This is a genomic window from Sphingomonas sp. Leaf407, assembly GCF_001425385.1.
GTDB lineage: Bacteria > Pseudomonadota > Alphaproteobacteria > Sphingomonadales > Sphingomonadaceae > Sphingomonas.
Genome location: NZ_LMQO01000002.1, coordinates 247,563 through 273,773 on the forward strand (window position 1 = coordinate 247,563; position 26,211 = coordinate 273,773).

Below are 26,211 nucleotides of genomic sequence, written 5' to 3' on the forward strand. Positions count from 1 at the left end.
GTACTTGGTTTGCGCTGTCCGTAGGACAACTGTGAAAGGGGACTAGAATGCGGAAGCTTGCCGTCACATTGGCGCTCGCGACCACTGCGCTCGCAACTCCCGCCCTCGCCCGCGACAACGCGTGGTATGTGGGTGTGGAAGGCGGCGCAATGATCGTCGAAGACATCGATTACGATCTTACTGCTCCGGCTGGTGGCGTTACCACCATCGACAGCGACTATGGCTATGACGTTGGCGGCCAGGTCGGTTACGACTTCGGTGCGCTCCGCGTTGAAGCTGAAGTCAGCTATCGCAGCGCGACCGTCGACGAGATCCGGACCACCGGTTCGGTCGCGACCGGCCCGACGACTGCGGTGCCTGCCGGCACCTACAGCGGCGGTGGCCGCACCTCGGCGCTGTCGTTCATGGCGAACGCCATGCTCGACTTCGGTGACGATGACGCGATCAGCGGCTTCGTCGGCGGTGGTGCCGGTGTCGCGCGCGTCAAGGCGCACGACTATCGCGTCTCGAACCGCTTCTCGGCGCTCGACGACTCGGACACGGTCTTCGCATGGCAGGCGATTGCGGGCATCCGCGCGCCGCTGAGCGAGAACGTCGACGTTTCGCTGAAGTATCGTTTCTTCAACGCCGAAGACGTTCGCATCGTGAACGTTCGTGGCGTCGGTTACGACGGTCGTTTCCGGTCGCACAGCCTGCTGGGTGGCCTGACCTTCAACTTCGGCGCGCCGACCCCGGTTCCGCCGCCGCTGCCGCCAGAGCCCGTTGCTCCGCCGCCGCCGGCACCGGAACCCGCTCCCCCGGTCGTCGAAACCGTCTGCACGCCGGGACCGTACATCGTGTTCTTCGAATGGGACAAGTCGGACGTCACGCCGGAAGCGGCTGGCATTCTCGACAACGCCATCTCGAACTACCAGTCGTGCGGCAATGCGCGCGTCATGCTTGCCGGCCACGCCGACAAGTCGGGCTCGGCTTCGTACAACGTCGGTCTTTCGCAGCGTCGTGCGGACTCGGTCCGTGCGTACATGGAAGGCCGTGGCGTCGGCGCGTCGAACATCTCGACCGAAGCGTTCGGCGAAGGCCGTCCGCGCGTCGAGACTGCCGATGGCGTCCGCGAGCTGCAGAACCGTCGCGTGGAAATCACCTACGGTCCGGGCATGTAATTCTACTTTCCTTCGGGAAAATAGCATTCGCAAAGAGGGAGGTCGGGCAACCGGCCTCCCTTTTCGTTTGTGTCGGATGTAGCGGAGCGGAGGATGGATCGCGAAACCCCCTGCGCACCGGTGGACGTGCCGCCCGGTATCGCCGAAGCAGTGGCGGGATATGACTGGGCGCGCGATCTGGTCGGGGAATCGGGCGGGGCGGTGTACCGGCTACATGGTCGGCCGGGGGCGGCTGACCTGTTCCTCAAACACGGCACCGGACCGGTCGCCGACGACATCGCCGACGAGATGATCCGGCTGCGCTGGCTGGCCGGACGGATGCCGGTGCCGGCCGTGGTCCGCTTCGTCGGGGCGGACGATGCGGCGTGGCTGCTGACGACGGCGCTGCCGGGCGAAACGGCGTATCAGGCGTTGTCGCGACGGCCGGACGCGGCGCTGGTCGACGCGCTGGTGGCGTTCCTGCGGCGGCTGCATGCGATCCCGGTCGCGTCCTGCCCGTTCGCGAGCGACCATCAGCGGCGGATGGCGGCGGCGCGGGCACGGATCGACGCGGGCCAGGTCGACGAAGAGGATTTCGACGACGAGCGGCTCGGCTGGTCGGCGGGGCAGGTGTGGGCGGCGATGCGGGCGCTGTTGCCGCTCGACCCCGATGCGGTGGTGACGCATGGCGATTTCTCGCTCGACAATCTGCTGGTGCAGGGCGGGGCGGTGGTCGGCTGCATCGACGTGGCGCGGGCCGGGGTGGCGGATCGCTATCAGGACCTTGCGATCCTGTTCAACTGCCTCGGCGAGTTCGGACCCGGTCTACAGGAGCGGATGTTCGCGGCCTATGGCATCGCCGAGCCGGACACCGACCGGCTGACGTTCCATCTATTGCTCGACGAACTGTTTTAGGGCCGATCGACCTTCCTTCGCGCGTCGTCCCCCCGGACTCGTTCCGGGGTCCACCTGGCCGCACATGCGGTGAATCAAGGCTCAAGGCGTAGCGATTGCCGAGCCGTGGACCCCGGGACAAGTCCGGGGTGACGAAAGGAGCGGCAGTCTCGGTCGGAAATGACGAAGATTGGTCGGAAATGCGAAATGTCGATCGGCCCTAGGCGGGATCGCCGGCCAAGGCGGCCGCCAGCCATGCCGGGCGGAGCGTATCGCCAAGATCATCGACCCGGCGATGTTCGACCGCCAGCCCGAGGTCGGCGTGGAGCAGGCGGGTGCGCGGACCGGCGGTGTCGGTCGGCACCACCACCAGCCGGCGGTTGACCGTCGAGCGATAGTGCATTCGCGCGGTATTCTCCTGTCCGACATAGCAGCCCTTGGTGAAGCTGACCCCGTTCAGTTCGGCGGCGTTGCACTCCAGCCAGAGCGTTTGGCCATCGCCGAACTCGGCGCGGCCCTCAACGATGCCGAGGCGCAGTCGGTGTTCGTGCCAGCCGGTCGCCGGTTCGCCGGGCGGTGCCAGCCAGCGGCGGCCAAGCTCCGGCAGGCGGGGATCGGGCAGCCCTTGCGTTCCTTCCGCCGACCAGTGAACGCCGGTATCTTCCCGCGCGATCGTGACCGCGCGGCGCAGGCGATAGACGGTGAGGCGTTTGGCGATCGCGTCGATGGCATCGGCCTCGGCATCGATCAGTACGTCGCTGCCGTCTGCCCACAGGATGAAATCGAACAGCGCCTTGCCCTGCGGCGTCAGCAATGCCGCCCATAACGGCCGGTCGGGCGCGAGCAGGGCGAGATCGTGCGTGACGAGCCCTTGCAGGAAATCGCGTGCATCGGTGCCGCCGATGCGCAGCACGGCGCGATCGGCAAGCCAGGTTCCGGGGGTGGTCAGCGTCATGGGGACGAGGTAGGAGGCCCCACCCCCCAGCGACAAGAGGCGGCAGCGTTGGCGACCTTCGATACCAAGCTCACCGGTGGCACGGTCCACCTTCCCGGCGGACCGGCGCGGGTCGACATCGGCATCACCGACGGACGGATCGCCGGCATCGGCGTGGCCGGCGACGCGGGCGAGACGATCGATTGCACCGGGCTCGACATCCTGCCCGGCGTGATCGACACGCAGGTGCATTTCCGCGAGCCGGGGCTGGTCCACAAGGAGGACCTCGCCACCGGATCGGTCGCGGCGGTAATGGGCGGCGTGACCGCGGTGTTCGAAATGCCGAACACCAAGCCGAACACCGACAATGCGGAAGCGATCAACGACAAGCTGGCCCGCGCGCAGGGCCGGATGTGGTGCGACCACGCCTTCTACGTCGGGGCGACCGCGCGCAACGCCGATCATCTGGCCGAACTGGAGCGCCTGCCCGGCACCGCCGGGGTCAAGATCTTCATGGGATCGTCGACCGGCGACCTGCTGGTGTCCGAGGATGCCGACCTGCTGCGCGTGCTGCGCCATGGCCGGCGGCGCGTGGCGATCCATGCCGAGGACGAGACGCGGATGATCGCGCGCGAGGGCGAGCGGGTGAGCGGCGATCCGTCGTCACACCCCGTCTGGCGCGACGACGAGAGCGCGCTGATCGCGACGCGGCGCATCCTGCGCCTCGCGCGTGAGGCGGGTCGGCGGGTCCATGTCCTGCACGTCACCACCCCGGCCGAACTGGAACTGCTCGGCGCGAACAAGGACATCGCCTCGTGCGAGGTCACGCCGCAGCATCTGACGCTGGCCGGCGAGGAGGCCTATCCGCGGCTTGGCACCTATGCTCAGATGAACCCGCCGATCCGCTCGGGCGCGCATCGCGACGGGCTGTGGCACTGGCTGACCCAGGGTGTGCCCGACGTGATCGGTTCGGACCATGCGCCGCACACCGTCGAGGAAAAGGCCAAGCGCTATCCGGCATCGCCCAGCGGCATGCCGGGCGTGCAGACGCTGTTGCCGCTGCTGCTCAACCATGTGGCGGAGGGGCGGCTGACGATGCCGCGGCTGATCGACCTGACCAGTGCCGGCGCGCAGCGTATCTTCGGGCTGGTCGGCAAGGGGCGGATCGCGTTCGGCTATGACGCCGATCTGACCGTCGTCGATCTCAAGTCGCGCTGGACCGTCGAGGAATCATGGCTGGCGTCGCGATCGGGCTGGTCGCCGTTCACCGGCGATACGCTGACCGGGCGGCCGGTGGGCACGATCGTGCGCGGGCGGACCGCGATGTGGGAAGCGCAACTGGTCGGCGAGGCGCAGGGTCAGCCGGTGCGGTTCGAGTCGACCGCGTTCGGGTGATGGGGTGCGGCGCTGGGTGGGGGGGAACCTACCCAGCGCCGCGGGCGAAGCCCGCGTCGTCGACCGGGCTACGCCCGCCGGCCGGGCTGGCGCGAGTCGAGTCAGGCAGTGGCCTGCCGCGCTGCGCCTAGAACGGCAGCCACCGCTGTTTCTCGCTGAACCGCATATACCCGACGTTCGCGCCCAGCCGCCAGCCGACGCCCAGCCGCACCGGGATCATCACTATGTCGCCGCGCCGCAGATAGCTGGCCGAAAAACCGCCGACGAAATAGGCACGCCCCTCGGCGGCGGGGAAACGGCGGTAGAGTTCCTGCGAGTCGTACAGGTTGTAGACCAGCACGAAGACCTTGGTCGCATCGCCGCCGACATCGAAGCCGACCGACGGCCCGGTCCAGTAGACGGTGCGCTGCCCCTCCACCTTGTGGTTCATCACGCCCGAGCCATAGCGCAGGCCGACGACGAACGCGCCCGCCGCCTCGCGCCCGGCGATATAGGCGTTGGGCTTGCCCTGATCCTTCAGGATATTCTCGATGATCCCGGCCAGCCCCTCGGCGCCGCGCCCGAACACACCCTCGGCTGCGCCGATCAGGTCGTCGCGTTCGAACGTGTCGCCCGCAGCACTGGTCGCGGTGCTGCTCGGCGGAGTGGTGGTCGGCGGCTCGGCCTGCTGCACCGGCTCGGGCGTATAGGCGGGCGGCACGTCGCGCGGTTGCGTCGGCGGGACGGGAGCGGGGGCGAGATCGCCGTCGATCGCATCGTTCGGGTCGACCGTGCGCACCTGCGCCTGCGCCGGTGCCGCCAGCACCATGAGCGGCAACAGCCACCCGATCACCCGTTGCATCTGTCCATTCTCCCCACGCGGAACCCGATGCCGCACGATAGGCCGCCTCGCCCTTGCCCCGCAATGAACGCGCGGCCGGCGGTGTGCGAATTACGAGCAACGTTGTGGTTGATCGCCGGGCATTCCCTCGTTATAGGCCCGCACTCCAAGGCTTGGCATAGCCCCTTGGGAGACGTGGGTGAGTGGCTGAAACCAGCGGTTTGCTAAACCGCCGTAGGGGGATTACTCCTACCGAGGGTTCGAATCCCTCCGTCTCCGCCAGTTTTTTGCCTAAGGCATTGAGCTGTATTGATTTTTTCGATCCGCTGGTTTCAGAACCAATAAAGCCGCCAACGTGCAGTTTGGCATTGCAAGCCCTCGTATGGCCGAATCATGCCCTGCCTTTCCTGACCTTCGGTCGTTTTACGACGTACAGACCGACTATGAGTCGGACAAGGACGACGCAGCGTACAAGGCACGCAAAGCCATCGAAGCTTGCAGTCGACAAAAAGACGAAGAGCCGATGACTGGAATTGCAAATGTTAGGGCGTTTTAAACTACCGGCTTCGAACTAATGCCGATGAGTACCATCCAGCGAAGACGAAATTTCTATCGCATTGCGCGAAGCTCTTCCGCAAGTATCTCTCTTCGACGAGCAACAGTAACTTCTGCCAGCGCATCAATAGTAAGTGCTAAATTCTTGTGATTGTCGATGGGGTCGTATTCAATAACGTAGAGTTTTCTAAGATTCTTAGAGACATCTCGAAATCGAGAATTTATTGGACTTGGTTGTAAAATATAGTGTGGGCGTGCGTTGGGAAATTTTTGTGCATAACGCTCCACTAGAAGTGATATGGCAGGGTCGTTCATGGAGAACCCGACAAATAAGAATGTGTACGATACTAGAAGAGTGCCGATAAACTCGCTATACGCCCAATTTGAGAACGCCTTTTTAGCGTAATCTGTCTTAGCAAATATCATCGATGTTGGACTATCAACCGTACCGTGTATCTTGATAATATATTTTTTGTCGTCCCTAAGGATATGAAATACTTCTTCTGATAAATTTGAAATAGTTATCGGATAGTGCGTACCAGTCGATGCATCTTGAAACGTGCTTTCAAGAAGTTTGTCAAAATTTGTAGTAAGTGTTATGCGCTGATCTAGCGATGCAATCGATTTATGAAGATCGGAAACTAATCCTACTTTAGAAAATTCTTCATAGACCAAATTATTCCATGAATTTTCGTCTAGAGAAGATTTTATTATCTCACATGCCATTATATAGTCTTTGGAAAGGAGAAGCTCTTCCACAATTTTTTTGTCAATAGTTGAATTAATTAGGCCCGCAGCATGACGCAAAAAGCCTTCCCAATCGCGCATATGTTGGCCGCTGCGGGTTTTTACACCTGCGGACACGCCTGACCCGACAAACACAATAACTTTTCGTCGCGCGCAATCGTCGACAAGGTCTCGGTTGAAGGTCACCATAACCTTCATCTTCAATATTTGGCTAAATTTGCAAGAAATCGCTCACCAATATCTGCATAAATTTCGCGCGCACGTTTCCTTAGCGAAGTATAGCTACCGCTTAGTGCAACCATTGTCATAGGCGTATGCAGCGTCTGGGATTTGGGAGCCAAGCTGCCAAGGTGCTTAATATCTCCGAGGTGAGGTTCGATTTCGGTCTTTGCTATAAATTGATTTAGATTATGAGATACTTCTTCGGGCAATTTTCGACGTATAACCTCGTATGCTTCAACAACACGAACAGCGCCATCAGTTACTTTTTCCTTGTGTTGTTGGGTTACATAGCCGACCAAGCGAAGGTTCTTCCTTTTGTAGAACTCTATTTCTTTTGGATCTTCGGCAAGCTGCATGCCTACGTCAAGCTCTTTACGCCAAACTTTCAGGGCCGAGCCTATATTACGAATGGCCCAAAGAGAGAAAATATCGATAGACATTGGTATTACAAAGCTATCAACTGACAATAAGATAGAGCGATTGATAGCGCCTAGCGAAGGGCCCATATCAAAAATGATAAAATCGTAGTCCTTTGCTCTCTCAATTAAATCGGTAAATAGGAGAGTGGTCCTCAATCCACGAGTGCCGCCCGCCTTTGCGTCTCGCCAATCTTGCGCCAACAAGTCTTCCTTAAGCGCAAGACGCGGATCGCCTATTACAATATCAAACCCAAAGTTACCTACGCTTCTTATTGGAAGGGTTTCTTGATACCCTTTACCAATTGAAAGAGGATGTATAACACTGTATATACTATCCGTTTCTTCAGTTTCGTAAGCCTTTATAAATTCTTCATCGTCCAAGACATATTGAGTTAAGTTACACTGTGGGTCAGCATCAATGACTAGAACTTTACTATTTGCACCAATAGCAAGTTGAGCAGCAAGATTTGCGACAAGCGTTGTTTTTCCTACCCCGCCCTTGTTATTGAAGAAGCAAACCGCGTGGACACCCCTGCCTTTGATAACTTCAAGGTCAGCTAGCGCTGCATCTGACATAGCTGGCAATGCTGCCGCTTGCCCTTTTTTACGCCCACCCGCCACGTCGACCTCCCAAGTCCATCAATTGCTGCAAAGCGTATAGATAATCGTCAATTGCCTCAAGCAACCCAGATTCTTACGGAACTAACGAAAACGGTCGTTTCCGACAGACCTGCGCCAGCTATAACAAATAATAGAATCGCATATTTCGATACACCTGCAGTAAAGATACGAGGCGCGACTGGCCGTTGTGACCGTGGCCGATCTTTCCGCCCCGGCCAACAACGGCTTCGTGTCCGGTCGCTATGCGGTGGGCGGCATGACCCTGTACGTGAACAACGGCCCCCCCTTGTGGCCGGGCTTCGCGCTTAGGCTCGGCGTGCCGTCCGAGCTGATCCGCATCACGTTACGGACGGCGCGGTGATCGGGGCGAAGGGCGGTGCGCGGTCCTGAAACGCGCCGACTGCCGCCTGACGAGCTTCGGTCCGAAGAAAGCCCGCCCGATCAACGTCCGTCGTCCTCCCGCACGGTCCTGCCCGGTTCGCCATTCACCCGCACGTTCTCCATGCGAACGTTCCGCGTATCGCGTGCGACCAGCGCGGATCGATCGGGGTCGGTCAGCCGGACGTCGATGTCGCGTAACAGGACGTCGCTGATCGCGGTCGTCGGATTGCCCGAGATCGTGCCGAAGCCGCGCGTGGTGCCGCGCACGTCCTCGATCACGATGTCGCGGATGATCGCACCCGGCTGCCGGGGCGCGACCTTCGTCCCATGGGTCAGGCGGGCGTTGACGATCAGGCCGATCGCGGGATCGTTGACGCTGAAATTGGGAATGTCGGTGCCATGGAACACCTCGCCATTGTGCCAGCGGCTGACCGAAGTCGGTGCCTCGGCCAGTCGCACGCCTTTCACCCGCAGCTTCTCATATACCTGCCCCGGCGTGTCGGGGCGGACCTTGAAGCGGATCGTCGGCATGTCGCCGACATTGGTGATCCGTTCGACGCGCACGTCGCGCACCACCGTCGCGTTGCTGCCATAGGTGACGCAGCCCAGACCATGTTCGAAGACGCAGTCGTGAATATGGATGCGTTCGACCGGCGGCGCTTCGGCATGGGCGGCGGCACCGGCGCCCTGCGTTCCTTTCAGCGCGATGCAATCATCGTCGACCGAGAAGCGGCAGCGGCGAACGATCACGTCCTGACAGCTATCGATGTCGACGCCGTCGCTGCTCGGCGCGCGGATCACATGCGGCACCTCGAACCCGCAATCCTCGACCACCGCCCGGCGGCAGCGATAGAGGTGGAGGTTCCAGAAGGCGGGATCGCGAAAGGTCACGCCGCTGACCAGCACGTCGTCGCAATCCTCGATCGAGCAGAGCTGGGGCAAGTGATATTGCACCTTGGCCTTGCCGACATATTCGTCGGGCATGGTAAAGAAGCTCCGCCAGAACGGGTCGCCCTGTCCGTCGAGCGTGCCGGGGCCGAGGATGCGCAGGCCGTGGTTGCCCGTCGCGTTGACCAGCGCGAGGCGCAGCGGTTCGGGCCAGGCTTCGGCGAAGCGGCGCAGTACCAGCGGATAATCGGCCAGCGACGCCGACCCCTTCAGCACCGCGCCGCGCCGCAGTTCCATGCCCACGCCGGGGCGCAGGAGGATCGATCCGCTGACGAACACGCCCGCCGGTATCGCGATCATGCCGCCGCCGCCCTGCGCGCAGGCATCGATCGCGCGCTGGATCGCGGCGGTGTTCAGCGTCCGGCCATCGCCGACCGCGCCGTGATCGCGGATGTCGACCGTCCGGCGGTGCCGTCCCAGCGCGTTTCCCGGCAAGGCGACGAGCGGTACGGCACCCGCCAAGGTTCGCAACAGGCTACGGCGTGCGGGCATGGCGGCGTCTCCAGGCGGACTGTCAGGGAAGGCGGGGGGCAGGGGCCTGCCACGCGACGAAATCCTGTCGCTGCTCGCCCAGCCGTTCGATGCCCAGCGTCACCACGTCGCCGGGCTTCAGATACCAGGGGTCGGGCTTCTGGCCGAGGCCGACGCCGGGGGGCGTGCCGGTGGTGATGATGTCGCCGGGTTCCAGCGTCATGAACTGCGAGAGATAGGCGATGATCTGCGCCACGGTGAAGATCATCGTCGCGCTCGACCCGTTCTGCATCGGCCGGTCGTTGACCGACAGCCACATCGACAGGCCTTGCGGATCGCCCGCCTCGTCCGGCGTCACCAGCCATGGCCCGACCGGGCCGAACGTCGGAAAGCCCTTGCCCTTGTCCCACGTCGGGCCGCGTTCGACCTGCCAATGCCGTTCGGACACGTCGTTGACGACGCAATATCCCGCGACATGGGCCAGCGCATCGGCTTCGGACACATGGCTGGCGTGGCTGCCGATCACGACGCCCAGTTCGACTTCCCAGTCGGTCTTCTGCGATTCCTTCGGGATAACGACCGGGTCGTTCGGCCCCTGAATGCAGTTCACCCATTTGCTGAACACGACGGGTTCGTCGGGGATCGGCAGGTTCGATTCGGCGGCATGATCGGCATAGTTCAGCCCGATCGCCACGAACTTGCGCGTGCCCGCGACGGGTGGCCCGTAGCGCAGATCGCCCGTCGCCAGCGGCAGCGTGGCCGGATCGATCGCGGCAAGCCGTGCCAGCGAGGCGGGGGATAGTACCTCGCCGGCGAGGTCGGCGACCACGCCCGACAGGTCGCGGATACGGCCGTCGGCATCGACGATACCGGGTTTTTCGGCATTCGGGCTGCCATAGCGACACAGCTTCACGTGGACGTTCCCCTTTTTCGCGATCCGGCAACCATCGGCCGTTTACTTGCCAACTCGATAGCTTTAGGCAATTAAGTCATAATACGTCATACGTCAAATGACGTGCAGGACTGGAGAAGATGATGCCGGGGCGGTGGTTGATGGTCGCGATGCTGCTGCTGATGGCGGGGCTGCCCGCCGCGGCGTTCGCGCGGACCGAGACGTCGCTGAGTGACGGCTGGCGGTTCCATCTAGGCGACGTGCCGGGCGATGCGACCGCGCGCGATCACGACGATGCGGGCTGGGAGCGGGTGGCAGTGCCGCATACGTGGAACCGCGTCGGCAATTATGCGCTCACCCGCCGCGCCGATGCGAACACCACGCGCGGCATCGGCTGGTATCGCCTGCGTTTCACGCCCCCAGCCGGAACGACGGGCAAGCGCGTCTATCTTCAGTTCGATGCCGCCAGCATCATCGCCGATGTCTGGCTCAACGGCCGCAAGCTGGGGCGGCATGAAGGCGCGTTCAGCCGCTTCCGCGTCGATGCGACCGACGCGCTGCGCCCAGGCGAGAACATGCTCGCGGTGAAGGTCGACAATTCCAAGCCGGAGCGTGACAGCACGACCGAGTTCATCGTGCCCATCTCGGGCGATTTCTTCATGTATGGCGGGCTGTATCGCCCGGTGTCGCTGATCGTGACCGATCCGGTGCATGTCGATCTGCTCGATCATGGCGGGCCGGGCGTCTATGGCAGCGTCGTGACGCTCGACGATGGCGCGGCGCGGGTGGCGGTGCGCACGCGCCTGCGCAACGACGGCCGGTCGGGCGCGGTGACGCTGCGGACCAGCATCGTCGATGCCGCCGGGCGAACGGTGGCCCGCGACGAACGACGGGTGCGGCTGACGCGCGGCGCGGATAGCGAGCAGCGCATGACGCTGACCGTCGCGAACCCGCGCCGCTGGAACGGCATCGCCGACCCCTATCTCTACCGGATGGTCGTCGAACTCGCCGGGCGGGGCGTGGCCGACCGGGTCGAACAGCCGCTGGGGCTACGAACCGTTGCGGTCGATCCGAACCGGGGGTTCCTGCTGAACGGCACGCCGCTGCGGCTGCGCGGCGTCAACCGGCATCAGGACCGGCAGGAGAAGGGCTGGGCCCTGAGTACCGCCGACCATGCGCAGGACATGGCGCTGATCGAGGAACTGGGGGCCAATTCGGTGCGGCTGGCGCATTACAACCATGCCACGCCGTTCTACGAACTGGCGGATCGCAACGGCATGGTGCTGTGGGCCGAACTGGGGCTGGTGAACCTCGCCTCGGTCCCCGGCGTGGCCGATACGCCCCCGGCGATGAAGGCCAGCGCCGAGGCGCAGATGGTCGAGCTGATCCGGCAGAACTATAATCATCCCTCGGTCGGGGTCTGGTCGATCGGCAACGAGATCACCAACTGGGCGTCGAAGGGCCTGACCCCGTCGAATGCGCGACCGTTGATGCGCGCGCTGGACGCGGTGGCCAAGCGTGAGGACCCGTCGCGGCCGACCACTATCGCCGCCTGTTGCGAGGTGTTGCCCGGCGAAGCCGACGACGGGCGCGATCGTACCGCCGGAACCGCCGATACGGTCGCCTATAATCTCTATTATGGCTGGTATGGGTCGGGCCAGGTGGCGGATGCCACGCGGCTGGGCGAGGTGATGCGCGGCTATCACCGCGAGAATCCGACGCTGCCGGTCGGCGTCGGCGAATATGGCGCGGGCGGCGCGATCACCCAGCACACCGACAATGTCGATGGCGGCAGGATCGAAAGCATCTACCGCCCGCAGGCCGAGGAGGTGCAGGCGGTCGTCCACGAACTGTCGTGGAAAGGACTGAAACCGCTCGACTTCCTGTGGGGCACCTGGGTCTGGCAGATGTTCGACGCGACCAGCGATCTGCGCGAGGAAGGCGACAGCACCGACATCAACACCAAGGGGCTGGTGACGTTCGATCGGGCGGTGAGGAAGGACGCCTATTGGTTCTACAAGGCGGCATGGAGCAAGGCCCCGGTGCTGTATCTGGCGGGGCGGCGCTATGTCGACCGCGCCTATCCGGTGGTCGAGATCCGCGCCTATTCCAACGCCGCGCGCGCCGATCTCACCGTCAACGGCCGCTCGATCGGCAGCGCGACGTGCGGTGACAGCGTGTGCCGGTGGCCGGACGTGCGGCTGTCGCCAGGCGAGAATGCGGTGGTCGCGACGGCGGGGGGACAGCGCGACGCCATGACGCTGCGCTACGGCGGCCCCGCGCGCGCGATCCACGTCCGTACCGGCACGCTGGAGGGGGTGACGCTGGCCGATGGCACCCGCTACGGATCGGACGATTTCTTCGCTGGCGGGCTGGGCCACACGCTCAACCCCTATCAGCGCGAACTCTATGCCGCCGATCAGACCCGCAAGCCGGCGAAGGTCGTCGCCGGCGCGGCCGAACCCCGACTGTACGCCAGTTGGCGCGCGGGCAAGGCGTTCCGCTACGCGCTGCCGCTGCCCGACGGACGCTACCACGTGACGCTGCACCTGTTCGATCCGGTCGAGACGGCACCGGGCAAGCGCGTGTTCACGGTCAAGGCCGGCGGCGGTGCGATCGAGCGGATCGACGTGGCGGCCCGTGCCGAGGGCGGGCTGCGGGCGACGACGGTGGTGCTGCCGGCCAGATCGGTCGGCGGACGATTGTCGCTGGAGTTCACCGGGGTGGTGGGTGAGGCGATCGTCTCGGCGATCGACGTCGTCGCGCGGTAGGGCCGGGGAGGGGCCGCTGCTCCTCCCCGTCAGTTCGCCGGATGGTCGCCCAGCGCGAAGATGCGGTCCATCGGAAACCACGTACCATCGGGGCCGGCCGCCGGGATCGGCTGCTGAAAGCGCAGCATCTTTGCGACCCAGGCGACGACCGCCGGATTGGCGGCATCGGCGGCAGCCTTTGCCGCCGGGTCGTAGCGTTCGTCCGCCTCGATCATCATGAACAGCCGGTTGCCCGCGCGCCAGATCTGCATGTCGGCGATTCCGGCAGCACGGATCGACCGCGTCACCGCCGGGTCGGTGTTGCCGACCCGGTGCCAGTGTTCATATTCGGCGATCAGCGCGGCATCATCGACAAGGTCGAGCGCGAGGCAGATACGCGTCGTCATGCGTTGGTCCAGCCGCCGTCGATCACCTGCGCGGTGCCGGTGGTATAGGACGATGCGTCGCTGGCGAGATACAGCGCCAGTTCGGCGATCTCGCGCGCGGCGCCGATGCGGCCCATCGGTTGCCGCGCGACGAACTCGGCGCGCGCCTTGTCGGCGTCGCCGGTGGCGGCCAGCCGCTCGTCGAGCGACGGCGACTGCACCGTGCCGGGGCAGATCGCGTTGCAGCGGATGCCCTGTCCGACGAAATCCTGCGCGACCGATTTGGTGAGGCCGATCACCGCCGCCTTCGACGCGCCATAGACGAAGCGGTTGGGCACCGCGATGATCGATCCCGCCACCGACGCCATGTTGACGATCGATCCGCTCCCTTGCGCGATCATCGCCGGCAGGAAGGCGCGGATCATGCGATAGGCCGAGCGGACGTTCAGATCGAACGAGACGTCGAAATCCGCCTCGTCGGTCGTCAGGATCGTGCCGGCATGGACGAACCCCGCGCAGTTGAACAGGATGTCGACCGCGCCCACCCGTTCGCCGAACGCGGCGATCGCCGCCGCGTCGCGCAGGTCGAGTGTCACCGTCTCGCACCCCGTCAGCGTGGCGAGCGCGTCGGCGTTGATGTCGGCGGCGATCACCCGCGCGCCTTCGGCGGCGAACAGTTCGGCGGCGGCGCGGCCGATGCCCTGGGCGGCGGCGGTGATGACGGCGGTCTTGCCTGCAAGGCGCATCGGATGGGGTCTTTCGTTACAGAGGAACGGGGGTGTCGGCCCGGATCAGGCCATGGTCCTTCAGGTCGCGCCACAGCGCGGGCGGGATCGCGATGTCGATCAGCGCGGCGGCCTGCGTCACCTGCTGCGGGCTGGCCATGCCGGGGATGACCGACACGACCTGAGCGTGCGCCAGCGGCAGTTGCAGCGCGGCGGCGGCCAGCGGCACGCCATGCGCCACGCACAGATCCTCGATCGCGCCGACACGCGCGATGATCTCAGGTGGGGCGGGCTGGTAATCGTAATGGACCTCGCCGCCGTGGCGCACGCCCTTGGCGAGAATGCCGGAATTATACGGACCGCCCAGCACCACCTTTACGTCGCGCGCCTCGCACAATGGCAGGAAGGTTTCGAGCGCGTCCTGTTCGAGCAGGGTGTAGCGCCCGGCGAGCAGCACCACGTCGATCTCGCCGACCGCCAGCACCTCCTCGCACACCCGCGTTTCGTTGACGCCCAGCCCGATCGCGCCCACCGCGCCACCGTCGCGCAGTTCGCGCAGCGCGCGGTATCCGCCCTCCATGAACTCGGCGAAGCGGCGGGGGTGATCGCTGCCATGCGCCATCGCACCCAGATCATGGACATAGAGGATGTCGATCCGGTCGCGCCGCAGCCGTATCCGGCTGTCATCATAGGATCGCATCACCGCGTCATAGCTGTAGTCGAACACGCTTTCGAACGGTTCGGGCGTCACGAACGCCTGACGCGCCACCGACAGGTCGGTGCCCGGCGCCACCGGATCGAGCCGCCGTCCGACCTTGGTCGAGACGATCGCCCGCGCTTGCGGGTCGAGGTCGGCCAACGCATCGCCGACGCGCTTCTCGCTCAGGCCGAAGCCGTAATGCGGCGCGGTGTCGATGTAGCGCAGCCCGGCATCCCATGCGGTGCGCAGCGTCGCATCCGCATCACCATCGGCGACCGCGCGATACAGATTGCCGATCGACGCCGCGCCGAACCCCAAGGGCCCCATCGTACCGAAATCGACCATGATGCGCTCCAACCGACGTTCCGTCCGCTAAAGAACATCATACGTCATACGTCAATGGCGTAAAACTCGCGTGCGGCTCCCTCGAACAGTCTTGCGATCCGGTCGGGCGTGGTCGGGCCGATCAGGTCGATCGTCGCGGCGATCCAGTCGGTATAGCGGTCGCCGGCATGGCGCAGCACCGGCCAGTCGCTGCCCCACATCAGCCGGTCGCCGAAACACGCCACCAGATGTGACACATAGGGACGCAGCGCGGCGTGAGGCTGTCCCGCCGCCTGTTCGGTGCGCAGACCCGACAGCTTGCACCACAGGTTCGGCAACGTCGAAAGCGCGGCGATGTCGGCGCGCCACGGATCGAGTTCGCCCCGCGCCGCATATGGCTTCGCGCCATGGTCGATGACGATCGACAGCGCGGGCCAGCGGGTCACGAACCGGTGAAGCACAGGCAGATGGCGCGGCTCGACCAGCGCGTCGAAGCGCAGGCCGTGCGCGATCATCGCCTCGATCGCGGGGGAAAGGTCCGCGCGCAACATCCATTCGGAATCGGCGATCCCCTGCAACATCGGCCGCACTCCGCGCAGCCGGGGATCGCGGGCGAGGGTGGCGATCCGCTCCGGCGCATCCTCCGCCGACAGGTCGACCCAGCCGACGATGCCCCGGATCGACCGATCGTCGAGGCTCAGCATCCAGTCGGTATCGCGATCGTCCGGCTGCGACTGGACCAGCACGCAGCCGGTCAGTTCCAGCCCGGTCGCCTCGGCATGCAGATCGGGGGGCAGGAAATCGCGGTACAGAGCCGGCCAACCGGCATCGGGCCAGCTTTGCCCCGGACCGCCGATCCGCCAGAAATGCACGTGCGAGTCGAAGATGCGCATTACGACCCCTTCAATTTCAACGGCGCGGCTTGCGCGCGGCACGGCGGCGGGCCCACGACGTTTCGATATGATCGCGCATCGCCCGCGACGCCCCCTCGGCATCGCCGCGCACGATCGCGTCATAGATCGCCTCGTGCGCGGCATGGGTTTCGCGGACATGCTCGACGTTCAGCTTGCCGCTGTAGCCATGGTTGCGCAGCGCCTCGGCCTGGACGCCGTCGATCACCGCCTTGCTCAGCTTGTCGCCCGAAATCCGCATCACGATGTCGTGGAACGCCACGTCCTCGTGGACATAGGCGGCCGGGTGCGGGATCAGCCGTTCCAGCTTGGCCATCTGTCCGGTCAGTTCCTCGATCGCCTCGGGCGTGCGGCGTGCGGCGGCCTTGGCGGCCATCGCTCCTTCGAGCAGCGAGCGGATCTCCGACAGATTGTCGAGATAGGCCAGTCCGTCCTCCCGCTGGAACAGTGCGCCGAGGATCATCGGGTCGAGCATCCCCCATGCGCCGGAATCGCGGACGATCGTGCCGCGACCCTGTTGCGATACCACCAGCCCCTTTTCGGTCAGCGCCATTGTCGCTTCGCGGATCACCGTGCGGCTGACGCCGTACATCTCGCCCAGCATGCCCTCGGGCGGCAGCGCGGTGCCGGCCGGATAGGTTTCGGTCACGATCGCCTTCACCAGATCCTCGACCACCGCTTCGGCAAGACGGGGGCGACGGCGGATACGCAGCGATTCCGCAGGCAGGATGTCGGTCATGGGTGTCGCGTCTCGTTGCACAATGGAGTGGACAGGATGGCACAGGTGGCCCGGCCGGCACGGCTTCGTCAACGCCTTGCCAAGCTCAAAGATAATACGTAATATGTTTGTCTGCCACAGGTCGGTCTGTCGGCTTGGGGGAGGGCGTGGATGAAAGTAACCGGCTATCGCAGCCTTGTCACTTCGCATGATTGGGGACGCCCGGTCGGCGATGTGAACGGCGTGGTCGCATCCGGCGTCACCGACGTGCCGATCCTGATCCTCGAAACCGATGGCGGGCTGGAGGGGGTGGGGCTGGGCCAGCATGCCGACATCGCCCGCGTGTTCGGCGCAGTGGAGGGGCAGGACCCGCGCGCCGCGCCCGCGCTGTACGACAGCATGCTCTCGCACGTGTTCAAGAGCGGCCATGCCGGGCTGACCTATGGCGCGGTCGCCGCGATCGACATGGCGTTGTGGGACCTGAAGGCGAAGATGGCGGACGAGGCGCTGTGGCGCACCTTGGGTGCTGCCGACCGGTTCGTGCGCGGCTACGCCTCGGGGCTGTGCTATGGGCTGGACGACGACGGGTTCGCCGCGCTGTACGCGCGCTTCGCCGAACGCGGGTTCAGTGCCGCCAAGATCAAGGGCGGCCGCAACCTCGCGCGCGATATTCGCCGGTTGAAGCACGTCCGCACGATCATGGCCGGCAACAGCGTCGCGCCCGCGCTGATGCTCGACGTCAACGAAAGCTGGAACTGCAAGCAGGCGGTCCGCCATCTGGCCGAGATCGAGGCGGCCGGCATCGACCTGACGTGGATCGAGGAACCGGTGCGCCGCTGGGATACGCACGGGCTGGCCGCGGTGTCGCGCGCGGCGCGCTGCGCGGTGGCGACCGGCGAGAATCTGACCGGGCTGGAACAGTTCGCGCCGCTGCTCGATGCGCGCGCGGTCGATGTGGTGCAGGCGGGTAGCGTGTGGGGGATCACCCATTTCCAGCGCGTCGCCATCGCCGCGCATGTCCGCGACCTGCCGGTGTCGCCGGTCGGCTATGATGGCAACCCAATCGCCCATGCGGCGGCGGCGGTGCCGAACATGATCGGGATCGAGGTGCAGGACCTGCAATGGCCCGCCGGCCTCGACATCGATCAGGACATCGCCGACGGCGGCATCGTGCTGGGCGACCGGCCCGGCCTCGGCATCGTCGTCGACGAGGCACGGATTGCGCGCGACCGGGCCGACGGGAGCTGGAGCGCCAACGGCGGCCCGCACCGCCGCCCGCGCGAGGCCGGACTGCGGCTGGTCCCCGATACGGAGATGGTTCGTTGACCTTGCCGGTCGCGCCGTCGGCCCCGCCGCCATCTGCCTATGTCACCGGCGGCGCGCGGCGCCGGTTGCAGCTTTCGCTGATGGTCAATTTCTTCCTGTTGATGGCGCTGTACAGCGGCGTCCTCGGCGTCCTGCTGCCCAACCAGATCGCGGAACTGGACGCAGGGAACAAGGCGAACAACCTCGCGCTGCTGTTCGCCGTCACCTCGATCTTCTCGACGCTGGCGACGCCGATCGCGGGCGCACTGTCCGACCGGACGCGCAGCCGCTGGGGCCGGCGCGCGCCGTGGATCGCGATCGGATCGCTGTTCGGATCGCTGGCGCTGTTCGGCGTGTCGCTGATGACCAGCTTCTGGTCGCTGATCGTGCTGTGGGTGATGGCCGCCGTCGCCTATAATGCGATGCAGCCGGCGATGACGACGCTGATCGCCGACCGCTTCGCTCCCGAAGGGCGCGGCAATGTGTCAGGCATCGTTGGCGCAGGGATGACGGCGGGACTGACCGCCGGCACGGTCGTCGCGGGCTATCTCGCGGGGCAGGCGGTGCTGGCGTACGGCCTGTTCGCCGCCGCCGTGGCGGTATCCGGGCTGGCGTTCGTCCTGCTCAATCGCGAACCGTCAAGCGCGCGCGCGCCGCACCGCCCGATCCGCTGGGGCGAATTCCTGCGCGGCTTCTGGATCAGCCCGGCCAAACACCCCGACTTTGCCTGGGCGTTTCTCAGCCGGTTCACGATCTACATGGGGTATCAGGGGGTCGCGGCCTATCTGCTCTATATCCTGCGCGACTATATCCGGCTGGGCGATGGTGAATCGAACATCGCCATCGCCAACATGGCGATCGTCACGCTGGTCTGTCTGGTCGCGTCGTCGCTGCTGTCGGGGTGGCTGTCGGACCGGATGCAGCGGCGCAAGCCGTTCGTGATCCTCGGCAGCCTCATCATGGGCTGCGCGATGGTCGCGCCGCTCGCCTTGCCGTCGATGACCGGCATGTGGATCTACGCCGCCGTCATCGGGGTCGGCTACGGCATGTTCATGTCGATCGACATCGCGCTGATGACACAGGTGCTGCCGCAAAGCGCGCTGGGCGACGAGGGGCGCGACCTCGGCGTGCTGACCACCGCCGTCAACATTCCGCAGATCATCAGCCCGGTGATGGCCGCTACGCTGCTCGGGCTGACCGGCGGCGATTACCGCACCATCTTCATCGCCGCGATCCTGTTCGTGTTCGGATCGGCATTGTGCGTCCTCCCCATCAAGTCGGTCCGCTAAAGGTAATACGTATTATCATCATTTGACACTGATGCTATTTCGTGGTCAAAGCGGGCAAAGAAAAAAGGGAGAGGGTTATCATGGCGTTATCGGCCCGTCGTTTGCGTACCTGCCTGTTGGCGGCTCCGGCGCTCAGCGCGCTCGTTCTGGGTGGCACCGCCGCTGCGCAGACCGTCGATCCGGTGCCCGTCGCCAGCCCCGCCGGTGATGGCGAAACCAGCCAGCCCGAGGACATCGTCGTCACCGGCATCCGCGCCGCCGAGCGTGCCGCCATCGACATCAAGCGCAATTCGGTGGGCGTGGTCGATTCGATCGTCGCCGAAGACCTGGGCAAGCTGCCCGATAACAACGTCGCCGAATCGCTCCAGCGCGTCAGCGGCGTCACGATCGAGCGCAATCGCGGTGAAGGGCGGTTTGTCACCGTCCGCGGCTTCGGGCCGAAGTTCAACGCCGTCACCGTCAACGGCCGCACGCTTGCCACCGACAACAACGGCCGCGAATTCTCGTTCGACGTGCTGCCGTCCGAGATCATCTCGGGCGCCGACGTCTACAAATCGCCGCAGGCCAACATCAACGGCGCGTCGATCGGCGCGACGGTCGACGTGCGCACGCTGCGCCCGCTGGACGGCAAGCGCGGCTTCAAGTTCGCCGGATCGGCCGGCGGCATGTATTCGGAACTGGCCGACACCTATAATCCCGAAGTGTCGGCGGTCGGCAGTTGGAAGAACGATGCCGGCACCTTCGGCGTGGCGCTGGCCGGCGTCTATTCCAAGCAGGAAAACCGGATCGACGAATTCACGATCGGCGCGGGCCATGTCCGCCGCTCCAGCACCGATTCCTATTATAATCTGGCGGGGGTGCGCGGTGGCCGGATCGGCGCGGGTGTCGCGCCCTTCTCGCGGGTGTCGATGCCCTCGAACCTGTCGCCGTTCTTCTTCGAACGCGAACTGACCCGCTGGGGCGTCAACGCATCGGTGCAGATGCGGCCGAGCGACAAGTTCACCGTCACGATCGACGGCCTGTATTCCAAGGCGCGCTTCGTCGAGCAGCAGACCGGCCTCGCCTATGACTTCGCCGGTGGCATCCTTGCCGAACAGGTGGTCGAAGGCGGCGAGGCGGTGTTCCAGCGCTACACCGGCGGCTTCGTCGACCAGATCATCCAGTATGACGACCGCGACGTGACCACCGACCAGTTCGGCATCAACGTCGACTGGAAGCCGACCGACGCCCTGCGCGTCCGGCTCGACGGATCGCTGTCCGACGCGCGCCGCCGGGGCAAGGAGAACAATCTGTTCACCACCATCCGGCGCAAGAACGTCAACCTGTCGTTCGACCGGCGGGGTGGCAGCCCGATCTATCAATATGCGTTCAGCAGCCCGACCTATGCCAATGCCGCGACCAATCCGCAGGGGATCACCGCGCATTACTATATCTGGGGCGGCGGGTCCGACATCGACGACGAGATCGAGGAATATCGCGCCGACGTCGACTGGAAGCCGGGTAACGGGCCGTTCACGCTGTCGGTCGGCGCACTGGCGCAGAGCCGGATCAAGACGATCACCGCCGACGAAACCTCGTTCGCCGAACAATGCGCCTATTGCGACTCCAACCGCATGCTGCCGCAATCGCTGTTCCAGCCGACGAACCGCAATTTCTTCAAGGGCGAGGGCGGCGACATCATCCGCGACTGGCTGATCTACAACCCGCGCGAGCTGGTGCAGACGATCGACCGGTTCGCCGCCGAGGATGGCCGCACGTTCAACCCGGCGGTTTTCTCCCCCGCCGCATCGTCGGTGGTCGATGAGAAGGTGCGCATCGGCTATGTCATGGGGGCGCTCGACACGCGGATCGGCGACATGCCGCTCGCGATCAACGTCGGGCTGCGCTACGAGAATACCGATTATACCTCGACCGGCGCGTCGCGCACCGTGCTGAGCGCGCGGCCCAACGGCGCAGGACAGAACATCATCACCGTGTCGCCGGTCGTCCCGGTCGGCTTCCGCGGCAAGTATGACGACTGGCTGCCGTCGATCAACGCCCGCCTGTCGCTGACCGAACGGCTGCTGCTGCGCTTCGCGGCGTCCAAGGTCATCACCCGCCCGACGCTGTCCGACCTGTCGCCGCGCCAGACGATCCAGACGAACCCGGGCAACGAGACGATCCGTCGCGGCAACCCCGACCTGCAACCGTTCCGCGCCAAGCAGGCCGAACTGGGCGCGGAATGGTATTTCGCCCCCAATTCGCTGCTGAACGCCGCCGTGTTCTACAAGGACATCGAATCATTCGTGACGCTGGTGACGACGGCGCAGGTGGTCGACCAGGTATCGTTCCAGGTGACGGTGCCGGGCAATGGCAACGGCGCCAAGGTCAAGGGGTTCGAGGTCGGCTATCGCCAGTCGTTCGACAACTGGCTGCCGGCACCGTTCGACGGACTGGGCGTGCAGACGAGCTTCAACTATACCGAGTCCGACGCGAACTATACCAACACCGTCGCCAACGTATCGTTCGGGCTGGAGGGGCTGTCCAAATATTCGTACAGCCTCGTCGGCTTCTACGAGAAATACGGCATTTCCGCGCGGGCGGCCTATACCTATCGCGACAATTTCCTGCAGGTCGCCTCGGGCCGCAACGGCGAGCCGGAGTATTTCGATGCCTATGGCCAGCTCGACCTCAGCCTGTCCTATGACGTCGGATCGCACTTCACGGTGTTCGCCGATGCGATCAACCTGAACAGCGCCAAGGAATTCATCTATTCGGTGAGCGAGAACCGCACGAAGGAATATCGCCAGACCGGCCGCCGCGTCTCGGCGGGTGTGCGGGTGCGCTTCTGATCCGTATCCCCGTCCCGGCCGGTGCCGGGACGGGGATGGGTTGCTCAGGATCGATCGTCGAACGTCATGCTGTCGCCCAGCGCGACGTTCCGGCTGTCGAGGGCGTTGACCACGGCATCGCGTCGCATCGGCGAGGCGACGCCGTCGATATTCGCCCCTGCCACCTGACGCAGCGCGATCACCGGGCGCTGGTCGGGCAGGTCGGTGCGCAGCGTGATCTCGCGGATCGTCAGCCGCCGGGCATGGCGGGCATAGAGGCCGGCGGCGGGCAGGGTGCCGAGATAGCTGACCTCAAGGCTGGTTTCGCGACGATAGGGCGGGGTTCGCCGGGCGTCGTCGGCGGTGCCGCCGCCGCGGGTGGCGATGTCCAGCCCGCGAAACGTCACGTCCTCGACCGGGGCGTCGGCGATCCCCTCGACGCCGCAGGCGAAGCGCGGGTCCGCACCCGATACGCTGATATCCTCGAACCGGATGCGGCGGACGCGACCGACCGGGGTGCCGCGCGGGCCCCGCATCCGCGCCGCGTGATGGACGAACAGCGGGTGGTTGACCGGATCGCGCAGGACGATGCCCGATACCGTCACATCCTCCAGCGTTCCGCCATCGACGATGCCCATCAATATTCCCCGGCTGTTGGTGCAGATACAGTCGCTGATCCGCACGCCGCGAAAGCCGCCGTTGCTCTCGGTGCCCAGCTTGATCCGCCCCAGCACGCCGAGGCCATCGGGCGATCGATAATCCGAGCGGCGATAGCTGCCGTCGAGCAGCGACCCCATCGCATGGCCGCTGGTCTTGCAGCCCGAGATCAGAATATCCTCGCACGGCACCGCGCGGCCCAGCGCGTAACTGCTCTTGAGGACGATCGCATCATCCTTGGGTGCATTCACCGTGCAGTTCAGGATGCGCACGTCGCGGCAGGCATCGATGTCGATGCCGTCGCGGTCGGTATCGATCACCAGCCCGGTGATCTGCATATTGGTGCAGCCGTGCGCGATGACCGCGAAATGCCCGCCCTGAAGGATGGTGAACCCGTCGAGGCGGACGCCGTGGCAGCGCATCAGGCCGATCGCCTTGTTCGCGCGGCCGACCGCGTGGCGTTCCGCCGGATCGCGTAGCGCCACGTCGCGCGGCGATACGCCGAGGGCGGCGGCCGAGCGGAACCCGGCGCGGCCGTGCCAGCGGTCGCCGGGGCCTTCCCGGTCCAGTCCCGGTCCGTAAATCATGCCGGGGCCGAGGATCGCGACGTTGTTCAGCCCGTCGCCCCGGATCAGGCTGTTGTGGACATGGGTGATGCCGAAATCCTGAAACTGTTCCTCCAGATAATTTTCGGGCGGGTCGTAGTGCGCGCCGTGAACGGCGGGATCGGCGGCGACGATCGTCGCGCCCGCCGACAGGACCAGCGCGATATTGTCGCACAGCCGCAGCGTGAAGCACAGATAGCGCCCGGCGGGCACCACGACGGTCCCGCCGCCGCGCCGCGCGGCGGCGGCGATCGCGCGGTTGATCGCCGGGCTGTCGATCGTGGTGCCGTTGCCGCGCGCGCCGTGGCGGCGGACATCCTCCACCACGCCGGCGGCAACCGCCTGCGCCTGATCGGCAAGGCCGGCGGCCAGCAGCGTCGCACAGGCGGCGGACAGGACGAACCGGCGGTCGACGGTGACGGGCGATGGGATCACTGAGACTTCTCCGGGTAAAACACAGTCTTGCAACCTGTCTAAACATAAGACATCATATGTATAGAGGTGGGAAGCAACGCCGCCTTTCAGGAGCAGGAACAATGAACGCTGGTGCCCCCCGACCGCGCCGCCGTACGGCGGCATGCGTCACGCTGGCGCTCACGGGCCTGCTGGCGAGCGCCAGCGCGCTGGCGCAGGCGGTGATCCATGTCGCGCCCGACGGCAACGACCGCGCGAGCGGCAGCGCGACCCGCCCGGTGCGGTCGCTCGACCGCGCGCAGGCGCTGGTCCGCGCCGCCAGCGCCGGTGGCGACGTGACGGTCGTGCTCGCCGACGGGACCTATCTGCTTGACCAGCCGCTGCGCTTCACCGCCGCCGATGGCGGGCGGGCGGGGCACCGCGTCGAATGGCGTGCGGCGGACGGCGCGCGGCCGGTGCTGTCGGGCGGCATGGCGGTGCGCGGGTTTCGCCTGCACGATGCCGAGCGCCGCATCTGGGTCGCCGATGTGCCCAAGGGGCTGGATGCGCGCCAGCTATGGGTCGACGATCAGCTCGCCGAGCGGCCGTGGATCGAGATCAAGGCGCGCGACGTGGCGTTCTCGGCGACCGGATTCGACATCGTCAGCCCCGATCTGGCCTATGTCGCCGCCGTGAAGCGGCCCGACCGGATGGAGGTGGAGGCGACCGGCTTCTTCACCGACCGCTATTCGCCGGTGCAGTCGATCGCCGGGCGTCGCGTGACGATGCAACAGCCGGCGTGGGACAATAATAGCTGGGGCTATGACACGATCACCCAGCCGATCTTTCCGGCGGATTCGCGCCTGTTCCTCGTCAACGCGCTGGAATTCATCGGCAAGGCCAACGACTGGCATGCCAAGCCCTATCAATGGTTTCTCGATCCGCAGGCGGGCAAGCTGTACCTGCGGATCGCGCAGGACGATGACATCGCCCGGTTGAAGGTCGTGCTGCCCCGGCTCGAAGCGCTGGTGTCGATCGCCGGTACGCCCGCCGCGCCGGTCGAACGGCTGGGGTTCAGGGGCCTGCGCTTTTCGTACACGAGCTGGATGGGGCCGTCGCGCGCCACCGGCTATGCCAATCAGCAGAGCGGGGCGTTCCTGTCCGACCTGTCGCCGATCCGGCCGAAGGATGCGTGGCAGAGCTGCGGCTGGGGCTGCGTCGAATTCGAATCGATGCGGCAGAAATGGCACCAGATGCCCGCCGCCGTCCAGGTCGCCGCCGCGCGAGACGTGACGTTCGAGGGCAATCGCTTCACCCAGATCGGCCAGGTCGCGCTGGGCATTGGCAACGATGCCACCGCGAACCTGAGCGGCACGGGCCTTGCCACCGCGCGTATCCGGGTGGCGCGCAACCATTTCGCGGTCGTGTCGGGCAGCGCGATCATGGCCGGCGGGGTGCGCGTCGACGCGCATCATCCCGGCGACCCCGCGCTCATCAACCGCGATCTGGTGATCGAGGACAATGTCGTCGCCTCGGTCAGCAAGGATTACAAGGACAATGCCGCGATCCTGACGACCTATGTCAGCGGCGCGTGCATCGCCCACAACGACGTCAGCGACGCGCCGTACGACGGCATCGCGGTCGGCTGGGGCTGGGGCTATAACGACGTCGGCGGCAACCCGAACTACGACGAGAACCAGAAGGGCTATGTCCACAACGTCCGCTATGCGACGCCGACGACGCTGCGCGACACGCTGGTCGAGAACAACCGCATCCATGGTGTGAAGACATGGTTCATGGATGGCGGCGCGATCTACAATCTGTCGGCCAACCCGAACGCGATCGTGCGCGGCAACCACATCTTCGACATCGCCGGCAAGATCGCCATCTATCTCGACGAAGGCAGCAAGCATTTCGCCGTGACCGGCAACGTCGTCGAGACGCGCGGCAAATGGTTGAACATCAACACCGCCGGCAAGATGTTCCGGCGGCGCATCTCGACCGACAATCTCGCGACCGGCAACTGGCATACTTCCAGCACGACCGGCGGCCGCTGGCTGAGCGAGATCGGCAATGTCGCGCGCGACAACATCCTCGTGCCCGACAGCGACTGGCCGGCCGAAGCGCAGGCGGTGATCGCGCGTGCCGGGGTGCGGCGCTGATCGTTCCGACGTAACCGGTTCCCCCCGGTTTCCTCCTC

At 65.2% G+C, this 26,211-nt stretch carries 21 protein-coding genes and 1 tRNA gene; 10 read left to right on the forward strand and 12 right to left on the reverse strand.

Annotated elements, in window-relative coordinates:
* The first annotated feature begins 47 nt into the window (after nt 1-47).
* Complete coding sequence (locus ASG37_RS07610) at nt 48-1,160, forward strand: OmpA family protein (RefSeq protein ID WP_055757791.1); 1,113 nt, start codon at nt 48-50, stop codon at nt 1,158-1,160.
* Nucleotides 1,161-1,253: 93 nt separating this feature from the next.
* Entirely contained in the window at nt 1,254-2,054 is an 801-nt protein-coding gene (locus ASG37_RS07615; RefSeq protein ID WP_055757794.1) for an APH(3')-I family aminoglycoside O-phosphotransferase, read from the forward strand.
* Nucleotides 2,055-2,253: 199 nt separating this feature from the next.
* Here the strand turns inward: ASG37_RS07615 and ASG37_RS07620 are convergent, their stop codons facing one another.
* Complete coding sequence (locus ASG37_RS07620; protein ID WP_055757797.1) at nt 2,254-2,988, reverse strand: YgfZ/GcvT domain-containing protein; 735 nt, start codon at nt 2,986-2,988, stop codon at nt 2,254-2,256.
* Between the two features lie 48 nt (nt 2,989-3,036).
* On the opposite strand from ASG37_RS07620, the gene ASG37_RS07625 reads away from it, so the two are divergent.
* Nucleotides 3,037-4,362, forward strand: a complete 1,326-nt coding sequence (locus ASG37_RS07625) for a dihydroorotase (RefSeq protein WP_055757800.1) — start codon at nt 3,037-3,039, stop codon at nt 4,360-4,362.
* Between the two features lie 127 nt (nt 4,363-4,489).
* Here the strand turns inward: ASG37_RS07625 and ASG37_RS07630 are convergent, their stop codons facing one another.
* Nucleotides 4,490-5,203 carry a DUF1134 domain-containing protein gene (locus ASG37_RS07630; RefSeq protein WP_055757802.1) on the reverse strand — a complete coding sequence of 238 codons (714 nt, stop codon included), beginning with the start codon at nt 5,201-5,203 and terminating at the stop codon, nt 4,490-4,492.
* 168 nt (nt 5,204-5,371) lie between these two features.
* On the opposite strand from ASG37_RS07630, the gene ASG37_RS07635 reads away from it, so the two are divergent.
* Nucleotides 5,372-5,464, forward strand: a tRNA-Ser gene (locus ASG37_RS07635).
* A gap of 327 nt (nt 5,465-5,791) precedes the next feature.
* Here ASG37_RS07635 and ASG37_RS17300 read toward each other — a convergent pair.
* Together ASG37_RS17300 and ASG37_RS17305 are read right to left on the reverse strand one after the other, a co-directional pair.
* Nucleotides 5,792-6,682, reverse strand: coding sequence for an SIR2 family protein (locus ASG37_RS17300; protein ID WP_082448086.1), 891 nt, complete (start codon nt 6,680-6,682; stop codon nt 5,792-5,794).
* 2 nt (nt 6,683-6,684) lie between these two features.
* On the reverse strand, nt 6,685-7,746 hold the full coding sequence (locus ASG37_RS17305; RefSeq protein ID WP_200909716.1) for a ParA family protein: 1,062 nt from the start codon (nt 7,744-7,746) through the stop codon (nt 6,685-6,687).
* 193 nt (nt 7,747-7,939) lie between these two features.
* Here ASG37_RS17305 and ASG37_RS17310 point away from each other — a divergent pair, with 193 nt between their 5' ends.
* Nucleotides 7,940-8,107 carry a hypothetical protein gene (locus tag ASG37_RS17310; RefSeq protein ID WP_235525144.1) on the forward strand — a complete coding sequence of 56 codons (168 nt, stop codon included), beginning with the start codon at nt 7,940-7,942 and terminating at the stop codon, nt 8,105-8,107.
* An 80-nt stretch (nt 8,108-8,187) separates the two neighbouring features.
* Here ASG37_RS17310 and ASG37_RS07645 read toward each other — a convergent pair whose 3' ends face one another.
* Nucleotides 8,188-9,567: a glycoside hydrolase family 28 protein gene (locus ASG37_RS07645; protein ID WP_082448090.1), complete on the reverse strand. Its 1,380-nt coding sequence runs from the start codon at nt 9,565-9,567 to the stop codon at nt 8,188-8,190.
* Nucleotides 9,568-9,589: 22 nt separating this feature from the next.
* A complete protein-coding gene (locus ASG37_RS07650; RefSeq protein WP_055757812.1) occupies nt 9,590-10,459 on the reverse strand; it encodes a fumarylacetoacetate hydrolase family protein in 870 nt (289 codons plus the stop codon).
* A gap of 119 nt (nt 10,460-10,578) precedes the next feature.
* On the opposite strand from ASG37_RS07650, the gene ASG37_RS07655 reads away from it, so the two are divergent.
* A complete protein-coding gene (locus ASG37_RS07655) occupies nt 10,579-13,209 on the forward strand; it encodes a glycoside hydrolase family 2 TIM barrel-domain containing protein (RefSeq protein ID WP_055757814.1) in 2,631 nt (876 codons plus the stop codon).
* A 29-nt stretch (nt 13,210-13,238) separates the two neighbouring features.
* On the opposite strand, the gene ASG37_RS07660 is transcribed toward ASG37_RS07655, so the two are convergent.
* The 5 genes from ASG37_RS07660 to ASG37_RS07680 are packed head-to-tail and all read right to left on the reverse strand — an operon-like array spanning nt 13,239 to nt 16,973.
* Entirely contained in the window at nt 13,239-13,595 is a 357-nt protein-coding gene (locus tag ASG37_RS07660; protein WP_055757817.1) for an L-rhamnose mutarotase, read from the reverse strand.
* On the reverse strand, nt 13,592-14,320 hold the full coding sequence (locus ASG37_RS07665; protein WP_055757820.1) for an SDR family oxidoreductase: 729 nt from the start codon (nt 14,318-14,320) through the stop codon (nt 13,592-13,594). Before ASG37_RS07665 ends, ASG37_RS07660 begins: the two co-directional genes overlap by 4 nt.
* 16 nt (nt 14,321-14,336) lie before the next feature.
* Entirely contained in the window at nt 14,337-15,344 is a 1,008-nt protein-coding gene (locus tag ASG37_RS07670) for an aldo/keto reductase (protein WP_055757823.1), read from the reverse strand.
* Between the two features lie 44 nt (nt 15,345-15,388).
* Nucleotides 15,389-16,216 carry an amidohydrolase family protein gene (locus tag ASG37_RS07675; RefSeq protein ID WP_055757825.1) on the reverse strand — a complete coding sequence of 276 codons (828 nt, stop codon included), beginning with the start codon at nt 16,214-16,216 and terminating at the stop codon, nt 15,389-15,391.
* Nucleotides 16,217-16,232: 16 nt separating this feature from the next.
* Nucleotides 16,233-16,973 carry a FadR/GntR family transcriptional regulator gene (locus tag ASG37_RS07680; RefSeq protein ID WP_055757829.1) on the reverse strand — a complete coding sequence of 247 codons (741 nt, stop codon included), beginning with the start codon at nt 16,971-16,973 and terminating at the stop codon, nt 16,233-16,235.
* 150 nt (nt 16,974-17,123) lie between these two features.
* On the opposite strand from ASG37_RS07680, the gene ASG37_RS07685 reads away from it, so the two are divergent.
* The 3 genes from ASG37_RS07685 to ASG37_RS07695 all read left to right on the forward strand — a co-directional run bounded on the left by ASG37_RS07685 (nt 17,124) and on the right by ASG37_RS07695 (nt 22,377).
* The gene (locus ASG37_RS07685) at nt 17,124-18,278 is read left to right on the forward strand and encodes a mandelate racemase/muconate lactonizing enzyme family protein (RefSeq protein WP_055757832.1); all 1,155 of its coding nucleotides are present in this window, start codon (nt 17,124-17,126) and stop codon (nt 18,276-18,278) included.
* Nucleotides 18,275-19,546 (forward strand): MFS transporter, encoded by a 1,272-nt coding sequence (locus ASG37_RS07690; RefSeq protein WP_055757834.1) that lies wholly within the window; start codon nt 18,275-18,277, stop codon nt 19,544-19,546. The genes ASG37_RS07685 and ASG37_RS07690 overlap by 4 nt, the downstream gene beginning before the upstream one ends.
* An 80-nt stretch (nt 19,547-19,626) precedes the next feature.
* Nucleotides 19,627-22,377: a TonB-dependent receptor gene (locus tag ASG37_RS07695; RefSeq protein ID WP_082448092.1), complete on the forward strand. Its 2,751-nt coding sequence runs from the start codon at nt 19,627-19,629 to the stop codon at nt 22,375-22,377.
* 44 nt (nt 22,378-22,421) lie between these two features.
* Here the strand turns inward: ASG37_RS07695 and ASG37_RS07700 are convergent, their stop codons facing one another.
* Nucleotides 22,422-24,053 (reverse strand): glycoside hydrolase family 28 protein, encoded by a 1,632-nt coding sequence (locus tag ASG37_RS07700; RefSeq protein WP_055757837.1) that lies wholly within the window; start codon nt 24,051-24,053, stop codon nt 22,422-22,424.
* Between the two features lie 101 nt (nt 24,054-24,154).
* Here ASG37_RS07700 and ASG37_RS07705 point away from each other — a divergent pair, with 101 nt between their 5' ends.
* Nucleotides 24,155-26,173 carry a right-handed parallel beta-helix repeat-containing protein gene (locus tag ASG37_RS07705; RefSeq protein WP_200909717.1) on the forward strand — a complete coding sequence of 673 codons (2,019 nt, stop codon included), beginning with the start codon at nt 24,155-24,157 and terminating at the stop codon, nt 26,171-26,173.
* Nucleotides 26,174-26,211: the final 38 nt, after the last annotated feature.